Origin of the sequence: Streptomyces sp. NPDC048196, assembly GCF_040652715.1 — a bacterium.
Lineage (GTDB): Bacteria > Actinomycetota > Actinomycetes > Streptomycetales > Streptomycetaceae > Streptomyces > Streptomyces siderophoricus.
This window is the reverse complement of sequence record NZ_JBEZMM010000026.1, coordinates 1-15,885: the sequence shown is the minus strand read 5'-3', so window position 1 is coordinate 15,885 and position 15,885 is coordinate 1. Positions and strand designations below refer to the sequence as shown.

General features: G+C 73.1%; 13 protein-coding genes. 5 read left to right on the top strand and 8 right to left on the bottom strand.

Translation table 11 applies throughout. The features are described from left to right. Positions 1-78: 78 nt before the first annotated feature. Complete coding sequence (locus AB0E02_RS23680) at positions 79-1,800, bottom strand: sensor histidine kinase (RefSeq protein WP_362142372.1); 1,722 nt, start codon at positions 1,798-1,800, stop codon at positions 79-81. 224 nt (positions 1,801-2,024) lie between these two features. Between AB0E02_RS23680 and AB0E02_RS23675 the strand changes: the two genes are divergently transcribed. From AB0E02_RS23675 to AB0E02_RS23665, 3 genes are read left to right on the top strand one after another with little or no spacing between them, the layout of a single operon-like run. Then, on the top strand, positions 2,025-2,840 hold the full coding sequence (locus AB0E02_RS23675; protein ID WP_362142370.1) for an ABC transporter ATP-binding protein: 816 nt from the start codon (positions 2,025-2,027) through the stop codon (positions 2,838-2,840). Beyond that, positions 2,830-3,705 carry an ABC transporter permease gene (locus AB0E02_RS23670; protein WP_362142368.1) on the top strand — a complete coding sequence of 292 codons (876 nt, stop codon included), beginning with the start codon at positions 2,830-2,832 and terminating at the stop codon, positions 3,703-3,705. Before AB0E02_RS23675 ends, AB0E02_RS23670 begins: the two co-directional genes overlap by 11 nt. 52 nt (positions 3,706-3,757) lie before the next feature. Continuing rightward, positions 3,758-4,798: an ABC transporter substrate-binding protein gene (locus AB0E02_RS23665; protein WP_362142366.1), complete on the top strand. Its 1,041-nt coding sequence runs from the start codon at positions 3,758-3,760 to the stop codon at positions 4,796-4,798. A gap of 30 nt (positions 4,799-4,828) precedes the next feature. Here the strand turns inward: AB0E02_RS23665 and AB0E02_RS23660 are convergent, their stop codons facing one another. Genes AB0E02_RS23660 through AB0E02_RS23635 form a run of 6 tightly spaced genes read right to left on the bottom strand, consistent with a single transcriptional unit; the run spans position 4,829 to position 13,071 of the window. Next, complete coding sequence (locus tag AB0E02_RS23660) at positions 4,829-5,917, bottom strand: serine protease (protein WP_362142365.1); 1,089 nt, start codon at positions 5,915-5,917, stop codon at positions 4,829-4,831. 31 nt (positions 5,918-5,948) lie between these two features. Continuing rightward, complete coding sequence (locus tag AB0E02_RS23655) at positions 5,949-7,079, bottom strand: trypsin-like peptidase domain-containing protein (protein ID WP_362142363.1); 1,131 nt, start codon at positions 7,077-7,079, stop codon at positions 5,949-5,951. Continuing rightward, a complete protein-coding gene (locus AB0E02_RS23650) occupies positions 7,076-10,078 on the bottom strand; it encodes an ATP-binding protein (protein WP_362142361.1) in 3,003 nt (1,000 codons plus the stop codon). The genes AB0E02_RS23655 and AB0E02_RS23650 overlap by 4 nt, the downstream gene beginning before the upstream one ends. Further along, a complete protein-coding gene (locus AB0E02_RS23645; RefSeq protein WP_362142359.1) occupies positions 10,059-11,186 on the bottom strand; it encodes a hypothetical protein in 1,128 nt (375 codons plus the stop codon). Before AB0E02_RS23645 ends, AB0E02_RS23650 begins: the two co-directional genes overlap by 20 nt. A gap of 7 nt (positions 11,187-11,193) precedes the next feature. After that, positions 11,194-12,156 carry an alpha/beta fold hydrolase gene (locus AB0E02_RS23640; protein ID WP_362142357.1) on the bottom strand — a complete coding sequence of 321 codons (963 nt, stop codon included), beginning with the start codon at positions 12,154-12,156 and terminating at the stop codon, positions 11,194-11,196. Positions 12,157-12,174: 18 nt separating this feature from the next. Further along, the gene (locus AB0E02_RS23635; RefSeq protein ID WP_362142355.1) at positions 12,175-13,071 is read right to left on the bottom strand and encodes a DNA/RNA non-specific endonuclease; all 897 of its coding nucleotides are present in this window, start codon (positions 13,069-13,071) and stop codon (positions 12,175-12,177) included. Between the two features lie 209 nt (positions 13,072-13,280). Here AB0E02_RS23635 and AB0E02_RS23630 point away from each other — a divergent pair, with 209 nt between their 5' ends. Then, complete coding sequence (locus AB0E02_RS23630; RefSeq protein ID WP_362142353.1) at positions 13,281-14,087, top strand: caspase family protein; 807 nt, start codon at positions 13,281-13,283, stop codon at positions 14,085-14,087. A gap of 80 nt (positions 14,088-14,167) precedes the next feature. Here AB0E02_RS23630 and AB0E02_RS23625 read toward each other — a convergent pair whose 3' ends face one another. Further along, on the bottom strand, positions 14,168-14,359 hold the full coding sequence (locus tag AB0E02_RS23625) for a DUF6381 family protein (protein ID WP_362142351.1): 192 nt from the start codon (positions 14,357-14,359) through the stop codon (positions 14,168-14,170). 298 nt (positions 14,360-14,657) lie between these two features. Here AB0E02_RS23625 and AB0E02_RS23620 point away from each other — a divergent pair, with 298 nt between their 5' ends. After that, on the top strand, positions 14,658-15,794 hold the full coding sequence (locus AB0E02_RS23620; protein ID WP_362142349.1) for a hypothetical protein: 1,137 nt from the start codon (positions 14,658-14,660) through the stop codon (positions 15,792-15,794). The last annotated feature ends 91 nt before the right edge of the window (positions 15,795-15,885 follow it).

The following is a 15,885-nucleotide window of genomic DNA, read 5'->3' as shown; positions in this document are numbered from 1 at the left end:
CAGACGGTCGTCCATTGCGACGCTCCGACGGCCATCCGTCGCGACGCTCCGCCGATCATCCATCGTCCGCTCCGGCGGTCATCGTGATTCTCCGATCGACGTGGTGGGCGACGTGGTGGGCGTGGGCAGGGGTGAGGTGCTGGGTGAGGTGGTGGGCGATGTGGTGGGGCGTTCTTCCTGGAGTGCTTCGGGCAGGACGACGGTGAAGACCGCGCCGCCGCCGGCGCGGGCGGTGACGCGGGCCATTCCGCCGTAGCGTTCGGCGAGCCGGCGCACCAGTGCCAGGCCGATGCCGCGGCCGCGGTGGAAGGTCACGGGGGCCGTGGACGGCCGTCCGGTGGCCGGTGGGCGGGGGGTCTTGGTGGACCAGCCCTCGGCGAAGATCTGCTCGCGCAGGGCGGGCGGGACTCCGGGGCCGGTGTCGGCGACGCGTAGGACGACGGTGCGGTGTTCGGCCCGCAACTCGACCTCGACGAAGGGTTGTCGGCGGTGGCGTTCGGCGGTGGCGTCGAGTGCGTTGTCGATCAGGTTGCCGAGGACGGTCACCAGGTCGCGCGGGTCGACCACGGCGTGCGGCAGCAGTGTGGCGTCGGAGATCCGCAGGGACACCCCGCGTTCGGCGGCGATGGCGGCCTTGCCGACGAGCAGTGCGGACAGCAGCGGGTCGTGCACCCGCTCGGCGATCTGTTCCGCGGAGGCCCGGTGGGCGCTGGCCACTTCGGTGACGAATTCGACGGCCTTGTCGTACCGGCCGAGTTCGAGCAGGCCGCGTACCGTGTGCAGTTGGTTGGCGTGTTCGTGGTCCTGGGCGCGGAGGGCGTCCAACAGGCCCTGGGTGCCGTCGAGTTCGCGGCCGAGCAGTTCGAGTTCGGTGCGGTCCCGGAGGGTGACCACGGCGCCGCCGTCCCGGGTGGGTACGCGGTTGGCGACCAGCACCCGGCCGCTGCAGACGGCCAGCAGGTCCGTGCCCGCCACCCGCCCGGCCAGGACTTCCGTGGTCCGGCCCGGCGGCAGCACCTCCTCCAGGGGGCGTCCGGCGGCCCCGGCGTCGAGTCCGAGCAGTCGTCCGGCCTCGTCGTTGACCAGCCGGATCCGGCCGTGCCGGTCGAAGGCGACCACGCCTTCGCGGATGCCGTGCAGCATCGCCTCGCGTTCGTCGAGCAGTGCGGAGATGTCGGTGAACGCGACGCCGTGGGTACGGCGGCGGAGCCGGCGGGCGAGGGCGACCGCGGCCAGGACGCCGACGGCGAGCGCGGCGGCCGCGTAGCGCAGTACGCCGGGGAGGGTGCCGATCAGGCGGCTGTGGACGCTGTCGTAGGCGATGCCGACGGAGACGGCGCCGACGATGCGGCCGCGGGGGTCGCGCAGCGGGACCTTGGCGCGGGCCGATCGTCCGAGGGTGCCGGTGTCGATCTGGCGTACCTCGCGTCCGGCGAGGGTGCGGCTGGGGTCGGTGGAGACGTGCCGGCCTATTTCGGCGGGGTTGGTGTGTGACCAGCGCACTCCGCGGGTGTCCATGACGACGACGTACAGGGCGCCGGTGGCCCGGCGGATGCGCTCCGCGGCGGTCTGAACCGGTCCGTGCCGGTCGGGCGGGGTGGTGGTGATGTCGCGGGGGAGGTCGGGGTCGGCCGCGGTGGTCTGGGCGATGGACTGGGCCCGGCGCATCGCCTGGTCGTCGAGTTCGGAGCTGAGCGGGGCGAGGAACAGGCTGGTGGCGAGCACCATCACACCGGTGGTGAGGGTGAGTTGGGCGGTCAGCACCTGGGCGAAGACGCGCCGGGGCCAGTGGATCCGCATGCTCTCCTCGTCCTTGGCCCCTGCCGCGTGTGCGCGGAACCGACACATTCTCTTTACGCGTGATGCTCGCAACGGTATGCCGTGCGTGAGCATCCGCGCACCCCCTGGTGATGTTGTTGTTGTTCTAGCGTGAGCAAAACGAGCACAACAGGGTTTGCGCGCACAAAGGCGGGTTGTGGCCAGAAGCGTGTCGGTGTGCCGGATCACACCTAGCGTCCGGGCCCATGAACAGCCACCTGAGCCCCGCCATCGAACTACGGGGCACCAGCAAGACGTTCCGGACCCCGTCGGGGGGCTTGCACACCGCCGTACGGGATCTGGATCTGGTGGTCGGGCGCGGTGAGTTCGTCGCCGTGGTCGGCCCCACGGGATGCGGGAAGTCCACCACGCTCACCCTGATCAGCGGGCTGGAGGAGCCCACCCGGGGCGAGGTGTTGGTGGCCGGGGAGCCGGTCCGCGGCATCGGCGACTCGGTCGGCTTCGTGTTCCAGCAGGACGCGGTCTTCCCCTGGCGCACCGTGCTGTCGAACGTGATGGCCGGGCCGCGGTTCCGCGGTGTGCCTAAGGCGGAGGCCAGAGCGCGGGCGCGGGAGTGGCTGGCCCGGGTCGGGCTGGCGGCCTTCGAGGACCGCTATCCGCATCAGCTCTCCGGTGGCCAGCGCAAACGGGTCGCGCTGGCCGCGACGTTCGTCAACGATCCGGGGATCCTGCTGATGGACGAGCCGTTCTCGGCGCTCGATGTGCAGACCCGGGCGCTGATGTCGGACGAGCTGCTGGAGCTGTGGTCGGGCACCGGTGCCTCCGTCGTGTTCGTCACGCACGACCTGGAGGAGTCGATCGCGCTCGCCGACAAGGTGGTGGTGATGACGGCCGGGCCGGCGACCGTCAAGGAGGTCTTCGAGATCGATCTGCCGCGGCCCCGGCGGGTCGAGTCGGTGCGGCTGGAGCCGCGGTTCATCGAGATCTACCGGGAGATCTGGTCCTCGCTCGGCGAAGAGGTCCGCATCACCCGCGAGAGGGGTGCCGTCGATGCCGCCTGAGACCGTCCACGCGCCCGTCGCGGTGGTCAAGTCCGGTGCCCGTGCGGACCGTTCGCGGGAGCGGGCGCGGGCCGCGCGCCGGCGCCGGCTGCTGGTGTACGGCACCCGGGTGCTGTTGCTCGTCGGGCTGCTCGGGCTGTGGGAGGGGCTGGCCCGGGCCGCGGTCATCGATCCGTTCAACTTCTCGATGCCGTCGAGGATCTGGGACCAGATGAGCCAGTGGGCGCTGAACGGCACTCCGCAGGGCCCGTTGTGGGAGCAGATCTGGTACACGCTCTACGAGGCGCTGCTCGGCTGGGTCATCGGTGTGCTCACCGGGGTGGTGCTGGGCATCGCGCTGGGCCGGGTGCGTTTCCTGGCCGATGTGCTCGGCCCGTACATCAAGGTGCTCAATGCGCTGCCGCGGATCGTGCTGGCGCCGATCTTCCTGATCTGGTTCGGCCTGGGCCCGGCGTCCAAGGTGGCGTCCGCCGTGGTCCTGGTGTTCTTCCCGGTGTTCTTCAACGCGTTCCAGGGCGCGCGGGAGGTGGACCGCAATCTGGTGGCCAATTCCCGGATCCTGGGGGCGAGCAACCGTCAGGTGACCCTGCAGGTGGTGATCCCGTCGGCCACCTCGTGGATCTTCACGAGCCTGCACGTCAGCTTCGGTTTCGCGCTGATCGGCGCGATCGTCGGCGAGTACATCGGCGCGACCAAGGGCCTCGGCCTGCTGGTCGCGGCGTCCCAGGGCACGTTCAACGCGGCCGGTGTGTATGCCGCCATGGCGATCCTCGCCCTGGTCGCCCTGGTCGCCGAGGGGCTGCTGGCGTTCCTGGAGAAGCGGCTGTTCCGCTGGAAGCCGGCCGACGCCTCGGACGGCCGCTGACCGGCCGTGCTCCCTTTCCCGTCAACCCACTCATGAATTCAAGGATTTGATCATGCGTACGTCCGTCAAGCTGACCGCCGCGGCGGCCTCCGCCCTGCTCGCCCTCACCACCCTCACGGCCTGTGGTGACAACGGATCCCAGGACGCCGCGGCCGGCGGCGACAACGGCAAGATCAAGATCATGGTGGGTGGTCTCGACAAGGTCATCTACCTGCCGGCCAGACTCACCCAGCAGCTGGGCTACTTCGAGGACGAGGGCGTGCACGTCACGCTGCTCACCGAACCGGCCGGTGTGCAGGCCACCACCTCGCTCCTCGCCGGTGACGTCCAGGGCGTCGTGGGCTTCTACGACCACACCCTCGACCTGCAGGTGAAGGGCAAGCAGGTGGAGTCGGTGGTGCAGTTCGCGCACGCTCCCGGCGAGGTGGAGGTGGTCTCCACCAAGGCGGCCGGAGGCCTCACCTCGGCCAAGGACTTCAAGGGCAAGAAGCTCGGCGTCACCGGGCTCGGCTCGTCCACCGACTTCCTGACCAAGTACCTCGCGGTGAAGAACGGGGTGCAGACCAGCGAGTTCACCCCGGTGGCGGTGGGCGCCGGGCAGACCTTCCTCTCGGCGATGAAGCAGGGTTCGATCGACGGCGGGATGACCACCGACCCGACCGTCGCGCAGGTCCTCGACAAGAACCTGGGCAAGGTGCTCATCGACATGCGCACGCCGGAGGGGTCGAAGGAGGCGCTCGGCGGCCCGTACCCGTCGTCCAGCCTCTACATGAACACCGACTGGGTGAACAGCCACAAGGACACCGTGCGCAAGCTCGCCAAGGCCTTCGTGAAGACCCTGAAGTGGATGTCCACGCACACGCCCGAGCAGATCGCCGACAAGATGCCGGCCGACTACGCGCAGGGCGGCAAGGAACTCTATGTGCAGGCGATCAAGGACACCCTGCCGATGTTCACCAAGGACGGTGTGATGCCGGCCGACGGCCCGGCGACCGTGGAGCGGGTGCTGAAGTCCTTCAACCCGAACCTCAAGAACGCGTCGGTGGATCTGAAGAAGACCTACACCACCGAGTTCGTCAAGAACGGCGGCTGACCCGCGGGCAGGGCGCGGCCCGGGCCGGACTCAGACGAAGTTGATCTCCGCCCGGGCCAGCAGCGGATCCTCGACCAGCTGCCACAGCGGCACGGCGTAGTTGCCGAGGCCGTAGCGGCCGCCGAAGTGCAGGCCGAGCACCCGGTGGTCGGTGAGGTCGATGACGGGGGAGCCGCTGTTGCCGCCCAGCGTCGAGCAGTCGTGCCCGATGACGTTCCGGTCCGGCACCAGCCCCGTGGTGGTGCCGGGCTGCAGCCGTTTGACGTTGTAGATGTCCATGAAGATCCGGCGCATCGACTCGGGTTCGTTGCGCCGGCCGTCGTACGCCGGGTAGCCCACGCAGTACACCGGGCGGCCGGGCAGGTCGGCCGGGGCGTCCGCGGCCACCGCCAGGGGAGGGGGCAGCGCGCTGCCGCCGGGCGGCGGGGCGACCCGCAGCAGGGCCAGGTCGACGTCCTCGTGGACGCCCACCACCTCGACGACGTCGAACGAGGGGCTCGCCGCGCCGGGTGCCGGGCCGCCGCCGGCGAGTACCGGGTCGACGTACTCCTCGCCGGTGTCGACGTTGGCGCTGATGCCCTGCTGGAAGGTCCAGCCGCGGCCGTCGCCGCGGGCGAACTCCTGCGCCACATGACGGTTCGTCAGGACGGTGTCCGGGCCGACCAGGAACGCGGTCCCCAGCCAGTCCAGGCTGATGTGGCCGGACAGTTCGACCCGGCCGACCCGCGCGAACGACTCCCGGATCGCCGCCCGGTGCCCGTCGAGCACCGCCCAGTCGCCCTGCTGCGGCGCGAAGTCGTGGTTCTGGACGAGGATCGCCGGCCGGCCCTCCAGCAGGACGATCGCCTCCATGCCGAAGGACTCGTCGTCGCTGATCTCGTCGGTGCGCCCCTCGGCGAGCTTCTCCAGGCCGATCGCGCCCGCGGTCAGCACCCGGGCCCGCTCGGCCTGCGCGAACTGCGCGATCTGGCCGGCGGGTTGCTGCTCCGCCGGCAGCTCCTCCAGGGATTCGGGGATCTCGGACGACAGTCCGTCCCGCACCCGCGCCGCGACCTCGTGCAGGTCCGAGAAGACCTGCTCCGGGCCGGCCGCGACCGGTGATCTGTTCCGCCTTGGCATCTTGCCTCCTCGATGGTGCCGTCGCCTCGCGCTACGGCGCCGCTTGTGCCGCCTGGATCTCGGCATGGATGCCGGGACTGGTGGTTTCCAGATGGCGCAGCACGCTGCGCATCTGGGTGCCGACGTTGACGAACGCCGTGGTCCGGCCCTGGAACAGCACGTTCTCCACGCGCCGGGTGCCCCGGTGGAGGGCCACCACCTTCCAGTCGTCCGTGAGGACCGGTGAGCCCGAGGACCCGCCGCGGGTGTCGGTGAAGTAGCGCACGTCGTTCTCGTCCGCCTCGTAGACGAGGTTGTTGCGCAGCGCGACCCGCTTCGGCAGGCCGCCGGGGTGCTGGATGATGTTGACCGCCACGTAGTCGCCCCGGCCGACCGTCAGCGGCCGTTCCGCCAGCCGCAGCACCGGCCGGGCCGGCGCCTCGGCCAGCCGCAGCAGCGCGTAGTCCAACGCCGCGTCCGCCGCGACGAGTTCGGCGACCGCGGCCTCCTCGGTCTCGATGTCGTCGGTGTCGTAGTCGAACCGGGCGCGGGTGTGCCGGGCCTGCAGGTGCAGGTCCTCCGGGTCGGCCACCGGCCGTCCGGCGCCGGTCCCGGCCCGGGCGTTGACCACGTGGTGATTGGTGACGAGCAGGTCGGGGGCGATCAGCCAGCCGGTGCCGGAGTGCGGGAAGCCGTTCGGCTGCAGCGGCGCACCGCCTTGGTACGGCGGCACTTTGAGGCGCGCCACCGCCCCGCCGGCCAGTTCCCCGCCGCGCAGGAACCCGATCGGCACGGTGTCGTCCCGGTGGACGATCTCCTCCTTGATCTCCCCGGGGGCGGGCATGGTGGCCAGGACGTCCGGCTCGCCGCCCGCCTGCCGCGCCACGTCGTCCAGGGCCCGCTGGAAGACGGTGAGCGGCTCGGCCTCGGTGGTCTCGGCGACGGCGTTGCGCAGCCAGATCTCCAGCGGCACCGAGCCGTCGACCAGCCGCTCCACCCGGTTCATCTGGCTGAGGTCGGAGTGCACCTGGCGGCCCGGCGCGGGGTGCAGCGGCAGCGTGCCCCGGTAGCGGGGCATGATCCCGTCCATCAGCAGCGGCCGCACCGACGGGTCGGCGAGCCCGGTCTCCACCGCGGCGTCGAGCACCGCCCGGATCTCGTCCGGCGAGAGGTAGCCGTTCACCGGTCATCACGCCTTTCGCGCGCGTGTCGTTGCTCGGGGGCCGGGGCGGCGCGGACGTGCTCGCCGGTGGTGGTCCGTGCGCCGCTGCCCACTCCCATCGCCGCGGCCACTCCGGCGACGATCTCCCCGCTGCGGTCCGGTACGGCCAGCAGGCGCCGGGCCAGCGCGTCGAGGGTGCCGCGGTCCCGGGCCAGCCGCAGGATCCCGGCGATGCTGGTCGGTGCGGCCCCGGGCTCCGGGCGGGACGGCCCGGCGGCCTCGTCCAGGATCTCCATCACCTTGCCCAGCAGGGCCGGCTGCCGGCGGGTCGCCCGGCGCATCGCCGCGCCCAGCGCGTCCAGCGTCTCGTCGTCGGACGGCAGCCCCACCACCTCCACGGCGTGTTCCAGCGCGCCGGGGGCCTGGGTGTAGATCTGCGAGGCGACCGCGCGCACCAGCACCGGCTGCTCGGTCAGCACGTCGTCGGGCAACTTCCGCAGCCGCTCGGCGAGTTGCCGGCCGGTGGCCGGCTCCGCGCGCCCCTCGTCGGCGGTCAGCCGGGCCCGGGCCAGCAGTGCGCCCATCGCCTCCAGGTCCTGCCCGAGGCCCACCGCGACGTCCTCCGCGGCCCGCAGCGCGCGGTCGGCGTGCACCGGATCGCCGTCCTCCTGCGCGAGCCGCGCGGAGAGCAGCAGCAGCTCCAGCCGGCGCTCCCCGCATCCCGCGCGCCCGGCCGGGACCAGGGCGTCCGCGACCGCCCGCCGGGCCTCGTCCCGCCGCCCGACGCGGCTGAGCGCCTCGGCGTACAGCGCGTGCAGCGGACTGCACGGGGTCCAGGGGCGGCGCCGGCCGATCCGCTCCAGGGCCGCCGTGGCGAAGCCCTGCGCCAGCAGGTCCTCGGCCTCCCGGGCGGCGATCCGCTCCCAGTCCTCCTGGTCCGCGCCGGCCGCCACGTGGTCGGGGGCACCGCCGCCGAGCCGGGCGGTGAGCAGCCCCGCGGCCCGCGGCGACATCTCCTGCCCGGCCCCGGCGAGGAACCGTTCGACGCCCGGCAGCCAGCGCTCCTCCACCGAGCGCGGGTTCTCGTCCAGCCGCAGCCGGTGGTAGATCTCCTCGGCGCGCGCCTCCAGTCCGTCGCGGGCCGCGTAGTGCGCCACCGCGCGCCGTTCGACCTCCCGCATCACCGCGGTGCGGTCGCCGCCGGGCAGCCGCAGCATGATGGCCCGGACGTCGCCGCGGTAGCGCACCGCGTCGGGAGCGGCCGGCTCGACCATGTCCAGCCGGCTCAGCTCGTCGAACAGCTCCCGGGCCCGCTCCGGGCCCGGCACGTCGAGGCCGCACGGCCCGGCGAGCACGTCCTGGATGATCTCCGGGGTGATGACCCGCAGCACCAGGCCGGGGTGGGCGAGCCGGCGGATGTCCTCGTCGGCGATGTGGCTGAGGATCCGGTCGTAGAGGATGCCCTGCACCAGGAGCTGGTCGACCCGGCGGAAGACCTCCCGCCGGCGTTCGGGCAGGCTGCGGATCAGCTCACCGGTCGGTTCGCCCGCCAGGCCCGCGAGGGTCGCGGCCCGCGCCGCCAGCTTCAGGCTGAGCGGATGCCCGCCGACCCGGGCGGCCAGCTCCCGGGCCACCTCGGGGTCGTCCACGCCGCAGGACGCGAGCAGGCCCACCGCCGCCTCCGGGTCGAGTTCGCCGAGTTCGATGTCGAGCGACTTCACCTGCTTCGCCGGGTGTTCGACCGGTGCGCGCCCGGAGACCACGAACCGCAGCCGCGGATAGGCGCTCTGGAACGCCATGTAGACCGCCACCATCCGGCCCAGGGCCGGTGAGCCGCGGTACTGCGCCTCCTCGAAGGTGTCCAGGGCCACCACGAACGGCGGATCCGGGTCGTCCGGGCGGGACTTCGCCTCCGCGACCGCCCGCGTCAGGACCTCGCCGACCCGCCGGACCAGCCCGGTCTCCCGGCCGATGGCCGCCGACTGGAACTGCTGCGAGTAGCTGCGCCCGAGGACCGCCCGGGTGGCGGCGAGTTCGTGCAGCTGGGTCACCCGCTCCTGCCCCTCGCGCTGGCTGCGGGCGACCTGCTGGCACTCCTCGGCCAGCGCGTCCAGCTCGGCGCGGTGGGCGGGGTACTGGATGCCGAGCTGTCGGGCCGCCTCGGCGATCAGCGTGATCGGCTCGTGGACGGAGAGAGTGGGCCGCTCGAAGTCGATGTAGGCGAACGGGATGCCGCCGGCCGGGTCGTGGACGCTGTCGAGCAGGAACTTGGCGAGCAGGGTGCTCTTGCCCATGCCGCCGGGCCCGTGGATGACCATCGCGGGGACCGGCCCGGGACCGCCGCCGGGAGGGGCCGCCGGCGGCCCGGGCGGTGCGGCGGCCCTGGGCAGCGCGACGTAGGCGTGCAGCTCGGCGAGTTCGGCGGCCCGGCCCTGGAACGGGCGGCGGACCAGGCGTTCCAGCGGCTCCAGCAGCCGGGCCCGCTCCAGGGCGCGCTGCAGCCGGCCGGTGTCCGGCAGACCGGTCATGCCCGGCACCCGGGACAGCCACAGCACCGCCTGCAGCGCGTCGGCCAGTTCACCGGCGGTCAGCCGGTCGATCGCCAGCGGTGTGCCGAACAGCTGGGCCAGCGCGAACCGTTCGGGCCCGGGCTCGGCCGGCAGCTGGCCGATGTTGGCGGCGAGCAGCCGCCGGGCGGCCTCGGGCCCGGCCAGCCCGACCAGCGCCTCCTCCCGGACCTCGGCCTTCAGCGCCCAGCCGGCCTGGTCCTGCATGCCCAGGGTCGTGCAGTCGTCGACGAGTTCCAGGACCGCCCGGCCGGTGGCGTGCTTCTCGTCGGGCAGCCGCAGCTCGCGGGGGTCGAAACGGGCCAGCAGACAGGCCGCCTCCCGGTAGGCGCGGCGGGTGGGGGAGACGCCGCCGCGGCGCTCCCCGCCGGTGTGCAGCGCCTCGCGCAGGCGGGCCGCGAACACCTCCCGCAGGCCCGACGGGGCCGGACGCTCAGAGGGACCGGTAGACACGGACCGCTCCCTCCACCGCCGTACTGACCCGGCGCATATAGCTCTCGCCGGCCCCGCCGCCGGATTCCGCGGCGTAGAGCACCTCTTCCACGGCGACCTCGACGAGTTCGTCGATGGCGGACCCGCGCGGGTCGCCGGCCGCCAGCGCCGGTGGCGGTGATTCGTGGAAGACCTGGTGGAAGAAGGACCGCAGATCGCCCGGTTCGACGATCCGCGCGGTGTCCCAGGACACGCTGCCGCGCAGGTCGTACGGGAGCTGGCGCATCGCCCGCCCGTAGCCGAGCAGCACCAGCCGGGGTGCCTGGTCGCCGTGGACCGCGGAGTGCTCGTAGACGGCCGTGGCGAGCTGCCCGATGAAGTCCCACACGTCGGAGCTGGGGTCGAGCCGGTCGCACTCGTCGAGCACCAGCCAGAGCCGCTCCTCGGCGGCGGTGGCGCGGCCGGCGACCCAGTGCGCGGCCTCCTCGACGGACGGCAGCGGGTCGTTGAGGCCGGTGGGGTTGAGCGGGGCGGGGCCGGTGCCCGGTTCGGCGACGAAGTCGGCCAGCCGCCGGACGACCTTCGCCGCGGTGGAGGTCCGCGACAGGGTGACCCGGACGGGACGGAAACCGCTGTGCTGGCCGATGTGGCGCAGGAAGGTGTAGGTGTACGAGCGGCCGCTGTCCGGCTCGCCGTCGACCAGCAGGATGCACTTGTCGGGGTCGGCGATGAACCGGCGCAGCGTCTCCCGCAGGCCCTGCCGGTCGATGAAGGCCTCGGCGCCGTTCTTCAGCACGCAGGTGCGGAAGGTGTCCTGCGCGGCGTGCGCGCGGCAGTCCTCCCGCAGCCGGTCGCGGAACTCCCGGACCTTCACGATGTCGGGCAGCACGGCCAGTTCGTCGACCGTGGTGAGCGCCTCCATCAGCCGCAGCTGCCGCTCGATGTCCGTGCGCGAGCGGTGCACGAGGGTCCGGGCGTTGTCGGAGCTGATGTGGGTCAGCGGCAGCGCGGCGACGAAGTCCTCGGGGAATCCGTACTCGGCGAGCCGGTCGTGCGGCTCGGTGGTGTCGACCAGATGGTTCTGCACCCAGGTGGTGACCAGGTCCCACTCGGTTTCGGTCAGCGGCATGCCCGGCCTACCCCGGACCGTCGCCGAAGATGCGCAGCACCGGCTCGCGCACCGGGTGCTGCGACAGGTACGCGTCGATGCTGTGGTGGTTGCGGCTGTCGTTGGTGACCAGCACGTCGGTGACCCGGTCCTCGGGCGCGTACTCGGGGCGCAGGGTGTGGTCCAGCGCCACCAGGTCCCGCAGGTCGGAGGCGTTGCGCCAGGCCGCCACGCCGTCCGGTACGGCCGGCGGGCGGGCCAGCCGGTCCTGGATCTCGGTGATCGCCAGCGGTGAGCCGACGGTGACCAGCAGCGCGACGTCGCGCTGCTGCTCCCGCAGCACCTCGTAGGCGATGACCGTGCCCAGGCTGTGCCCGACCACGACCAGCGGGCCGCCGTCCAGGCCGTCCAGCGCCTCCTGCATCACGGCGCGCATCGCCGGCCCCGCACCGCCGAAGAAGTACGCGTACACGTCCTTGAACGCGTGCTGCACCAGCGCCCGGAACAGCGCGGTGCGGCCGGGCCGGGGCAACGGCACGACCTCCAGCGGCAGTGCGTCGGCCGGCCCGGGCTCCGGGGCGGCCTCGGTGTGCGCGAGGGTGTCCGCGAGGTAGGTCATGTCCCGCAGCCAGTCGGCCAGGGCGTCCTCGTCGGGGCGCGCCCGCCGCTCCGGTGTGGTGCCGCCGGCCTCCTGCCGGGCCTCGTCGAGGGTCCGTGCCACGAACTCGTCGGGGGGCGGGACGGCGGCCGAGGAGTTCGTGGCGCGCTCCTGAAGGCCGGCCGGGGAGCCCTTGGCCGGCTGCGGGCCGCCGTCCAGCGGGTCCGGCCGGTGGTCGGGCAGCGGGGCGGGGTAGCGCACCGGCGCCCAGTAGGCCATCCGCGACGCCGCGCCCATGTCCCGGCCGAACAGGGCGGTGTCCCATTGGGACTTGAGCAGGTCCGGGCGGACCTTGTTGCCGTTGCCGTGGACGTAGACGACGCTCGGTCGCATGGTGTGTTCCCTCGCCGTTCAGTCGCGCCGCAGCACGATGTCGTCGTGCGACGTGAGTCGTTTCCAGCGTTCCTTCGGGGCGCGCGTCACCGGCATCAGATCGGCGGCCGGCAGCGGGCCCAGGTCCAGTGAGGTCAGCTCGGCGACGTCCGACACCGGCACCTGGAACGTGCGGTAGGCGCCCAGCGGCGGCGGTGCGCCCGGCACCGCGCCGGCCAGCGCCCGGTCGGCGTCCCGGGTCAGGTCCGGGCTCTGGTCCAGGACGTACGCGGTGGCCGCGAGCGCACCGTCCTGGACGAACGCGGCCACCTTCCAGAAGCGCAGCGGCACCTGGATGCCCCGGTAGGGCGGGTCTGAGTCGTGCAGCACCGGCCCGGTCAGCACGGCCAGTTTGCGGTCGTGGGCGGCGGCGTGGTCGAGCAGGAAATCCTCCAGCCCGGCCCAGAGCCGTCTGCCCTGGTTGAACACATCGGCCTGCGGGGCGGCGTTGGTGTAGTGGAAGGTGTCGGCATTGGCCCGGCCGGCCTCCGCGACGTCGCCCCACACCGGGTCGAGGCGGCGCACCAGATGGCCCTTGTCCAGGGAGTTGTCGCGGTAGACCGCGTCGCCGGCCTGCAGGTCCTCGGGCAGCCGGGGGTCGAACTGCCAGCCGCCCTCCCGCGGTACGTGCTCCCGCAGCAGCCGGCCGTCGACGCAGACGCCGGTGGCCGCCGCCAGCCGCCGGTCCGGGCGCAGCAGGACCGTGAAGTGGGTGTACGGCAGGACCACGGTCTCCGTCCCGGGGACGGCCGGCACCGGCAGCGGCACGGGCACGCCGAGGAAGTGCTCGTCGTAGCCCGCGCGGCCCGCCAGGGCGTCCCCGGACGCCGGGCCGGTGGTGGCACGGCCGGCCCGGGACGCGTCGGATGTGGTCATATGACAACCGCTTCCCGGTGGTACGGTCCGCCGACCGGCGTCCCCGGCGAAGCCACTCCAACAGCCGCCCGCACCGGCCCGCGGCGGCCGCCGGCGTGCGCGCAGGGGACCGTTCAGGCGGTTGGGCGGGCCGGCGAGTTCACCGGCCGGCCGGCCACGGAACGCATCCAGGCGTTGCCCCGACCCCCGCCGCTGCCAAGGAGCCCGCGATGCCCATCGGCCTCTCCCTCCACGTCGGACTCAACCAGGTCGATCCCGCCCGGTACGGCGGCTGGGACGGCCGGCTCGTCGCCTGCGAGAACGACGCCCACGACATGGCCGCGCTGGCCCGCGGCGCCGGCTTCGCCCCGACGACCCTGCTCACCACCGACGGCACCGTCGAGCGGGTCACCGCCGAACTGCGCAAGGCCGCCAAGACGCTCAAGAGCGGCGACATCCTGCTGCTCACCTACTCCGGGCACGGCGGCCAGGTCCCCAACACCACCGGAGGCGACGCCGAGGCGGACCGGTTCGACGAAACGCTGGTGCTGTACGACCGGGAATTCCTCGACGACGAGCTGCACCGGGAATTCGGCCGGTTCGCCCGCGGCGTCCGCCTCCTCGTCGTCCTCGACTGCTGCCACAGCGGCACCGCCGTGGAAGTGCCGGACCAGGGCGACGGTGAATACGCCGCCCGGCTGATGCCGCCCGACCGGCAGTACGAGATCTACCGGCGCGACCGGGAATTCTTCCAGGAGATCCAGCGGGAACTCGGCGCCCGCAAGAGCCGCGAACCGGCCGCCGACGCCGTGCTCCTCGCCGCCTGCCAGGACAATCAGCTGGCCTCCGACGGCGACACCAACGGGAAATTCACCGGGACCCTCCTGGACGTCTGGAACGGCGGCACCTTCCGCGGCGGCTACCGCACGTTCCACCGCGACATCCAGCGCGGTATGCCGCCCACCCAGAGCCCCAATCTCTACACGACCGGAAATCCCGACCCGGCATTCCTGGAGCAGCAGCCGTTCACCGTGTGACGGCCCCCGCCGTCCTGCCGGGGAAACACGGACGGGACGCGGCCCGCCGGCCGCGTCCCGTCCCGTCGTTGCCGTCCCGCTCACTCCGAGGGGTAGATGTCACCGCCCCGCATCAGGCTTTCCTGCTCGCTCTGCGACTGCAGCCGGCGGGCCTTCTCCTGGAGCCGCTTCCGCTCCTCCGGATCATTGGTGCGCTCCGCGGTCTCCTGCAATTCCCTCGCCTTGTCCCGCATCTGCTGAATGCGTGCACGGGATTCTCCGGTTGCGTCCATGGTCTGTCCTCGCACTGTGTAGGGAAGCTGCCCGATACCAGCGAATCAGGCCCGGCGGCCCACGGCACCTCGAAAATCCCGCCGCCCCCGCGGACGGAAAGGCCGGCCGCCATGACGCCCTCCGCGGTTTGGCCCGCGGGCGCGGCGCGCCCGGGCGTCCCGGCGTGTCTCCACCGGATGGCCTTCCTGAATGGCGACCGCGCCGAAGAGGGACGTTGGCTGAAGCACAGCAGCACAACGTCCGCCGAGTGTCAGCGCTCCTGGTGTTTGACGCTCCCATCGTTCAGTGGAGTCCTCCATGACATCCGAACCAGCTATTTGTGGGGGCGACGCCGAACTGTCATCGACAGAACACGGCGAGCACATTCCGCCCCTCACCCCTGAGAAGAACTCGGCCCGCACGATTCTGTGGGAGGCAGTCACCCATCGGCCCTTGGAGGAAGTCGCCGCCCTCGTGGAACTGCTCCGCCGGAGCGGCGACGTTCCCAATCCCGGCGACGAAGCCCTCCGGCTGGCGGTCGTTTCCCGTCCGGTGAGCGAGGTCGCGGAGCTCTTCGACCTGCTCCGGTCCGACCCGCACACCGCGGAGGCCGGGCACGACGCGCTGCGCGCGGCGGCCGTCGGCCGGTCCGTCGAGGAGGTCGCGCAGCTCATCGAGCTGTTCGACCGGACGAAGGCGGGCGGCACCGACCCGTACGGCATGCCCCCGCACTTCCCGTCGGACCCCGGCCCCGGCGGTCCCGGCGGCCCCGGCGGTCCCGGCGGTCCGGGCGGCTCCGGCGGTCCGGGCGGCGGCCCGGGGGAGCCCGAGCCCACCGCCGCCATGCCGTTCCTCGACCCGGACGTCCGCCCCCTCGGCCCCACCGGCCAGCCGGCCGGCGCCGGCGGCCGGTACGACAACGCATCGCACCAGCAGCCGCCGCAGCGCACCCCCTGGTCCCGCCCCGCCGCCAACCAGCAGCAGGGCGGGCAGCCGGCGTGGGCCCAGCAGCACGCCGGGCACGACGAGCCCCGGCAGCCGGGCTACGCGTTCCCCGGTGTGCTGCGGTCCGTGCTGCGCTGGCCGGCCGCGGCCGCGCTGGCGCTGTGCGGGCTGAGCCACCTGCCGGTGCACGCCGGGCACATGCAGGGCGCCCAGGCGGCCGCCGGGCTGTCGATGGCCATCGCCGTGGTGTACCTGCTGCTGGCCGGCTGGCTGGCGATGCGGGACACCGCTCTGGTCTGGACGGTCAGTGCCGCCGCGGCCATGGTCATCATCGCGCTGCACGCGCTGTCCCGGGCGGGCGTGCTGACCCCCCTGGGCAGCGGTCTCGGCGAGACCGGGATGTGGCCCGAAATGCTGGCGGTGGCCCTGGCGATCGTCAGTGCGGGACTGGCCGGGGCGGCGCTGCTCAGCCGTCCCCGCCGGGTAGGTCCGGCACCGGCCGGAGCGTAACCGGCCGCAGAAGCCGGCCACGGGCGCGGGGGGGGGGCCCGGGGGGGGGCCGGCCCCGCCCCCCCCCCCGGCCCCCCCCCGGCGCCCGCCG

What these genes read in the sequence shown, in the direction of transcription:
- AB0E02_RS23675 (WP_362142370.1), top strand. Translation starts at nt 2,025, where the DNA reads ATGAACAGCCACCTGAGCCCCGCCATCGAACTACGGGGCACCAGCAAG.
- AB0E02_RS23670 (WP_362142368.1), top strand. Translation starts at nt 2,830, where the DNA reads ATGCCGCCTGAGACCGTCCACGCGCCCGTCGCGGTGGTCAAGTCCGGT.
- AB0E02_RS23625 (WP_362142351.1), bottom strand. Translation starts at nt 14,359, where the DNA reads ATGGACGCAACCGGAGAATCCCGTGCACGCATTCAGCAGATGCGGGAC.
- AB0E02_RS23630 (WP_362142353.1), top strand. Translation starts at nt 13,281, where the DNA reads ATGCCCATCGGCCTCTCCCTCCACGTCGGACTCAACCAGGTCGATCCC.
- AB0E02_RS23680 (WP_362142372.1), bottom strand. Translation starts at nt 1,800, where the DNA reads ATGCGGATCCACTGGCCCCGGCGCGTCTTCGCCCAGGTGCTGACCGCC.
- AB0E02_RS23635 (WP_362142355.1), bottom strand. Translation starts at nt 13,071, where the DNA reads ATGACCACATCCGACGCGTCCCGGGCCGGCCGTGCCACCACCGGCCCG.
- AB0E02_RS23640 (WP_362142357.1), bottom strand. Translation starts at nt 12,156, where the DNA reads ATGCGACCGAGCGTCGTCTACGTCCACGGCAACGGCAACAAGGTCCGC.
- AB0E02_RS23620 (WP_362142349.1), top strand. Translation starts at nt 14,658, where the DNA reads ATGACATCCGAACCAGCTATTTGTGGGGGCGACGCCGAACTGTCATCG.
- AB0E02_RS23645 (WP_362142359.1), bottom strand. Translation starts at nt 11,186, where the DNA reads ATGCCGCTGACCGAAACCGAGTGGGACCTGGTCACCACCTGGGTGCAG.
- AB0E02_RS23665 (WP_362142366.1), top strand. Translation starts at nt 3,758, where the DNA reads ATGCGTACGTCCGTCAAGCTGACCGCCGCGGCGGCCTCCGCCCTGCTC.
- AB0E02_RS23660 (WP_362142365.1), bottom strand. Translation starts at nt 5,917, where the DNA reads ATGCCAAGGCGGAACAGATCACCGGTCGCGGCCGGCCCGGAGCAGGTC.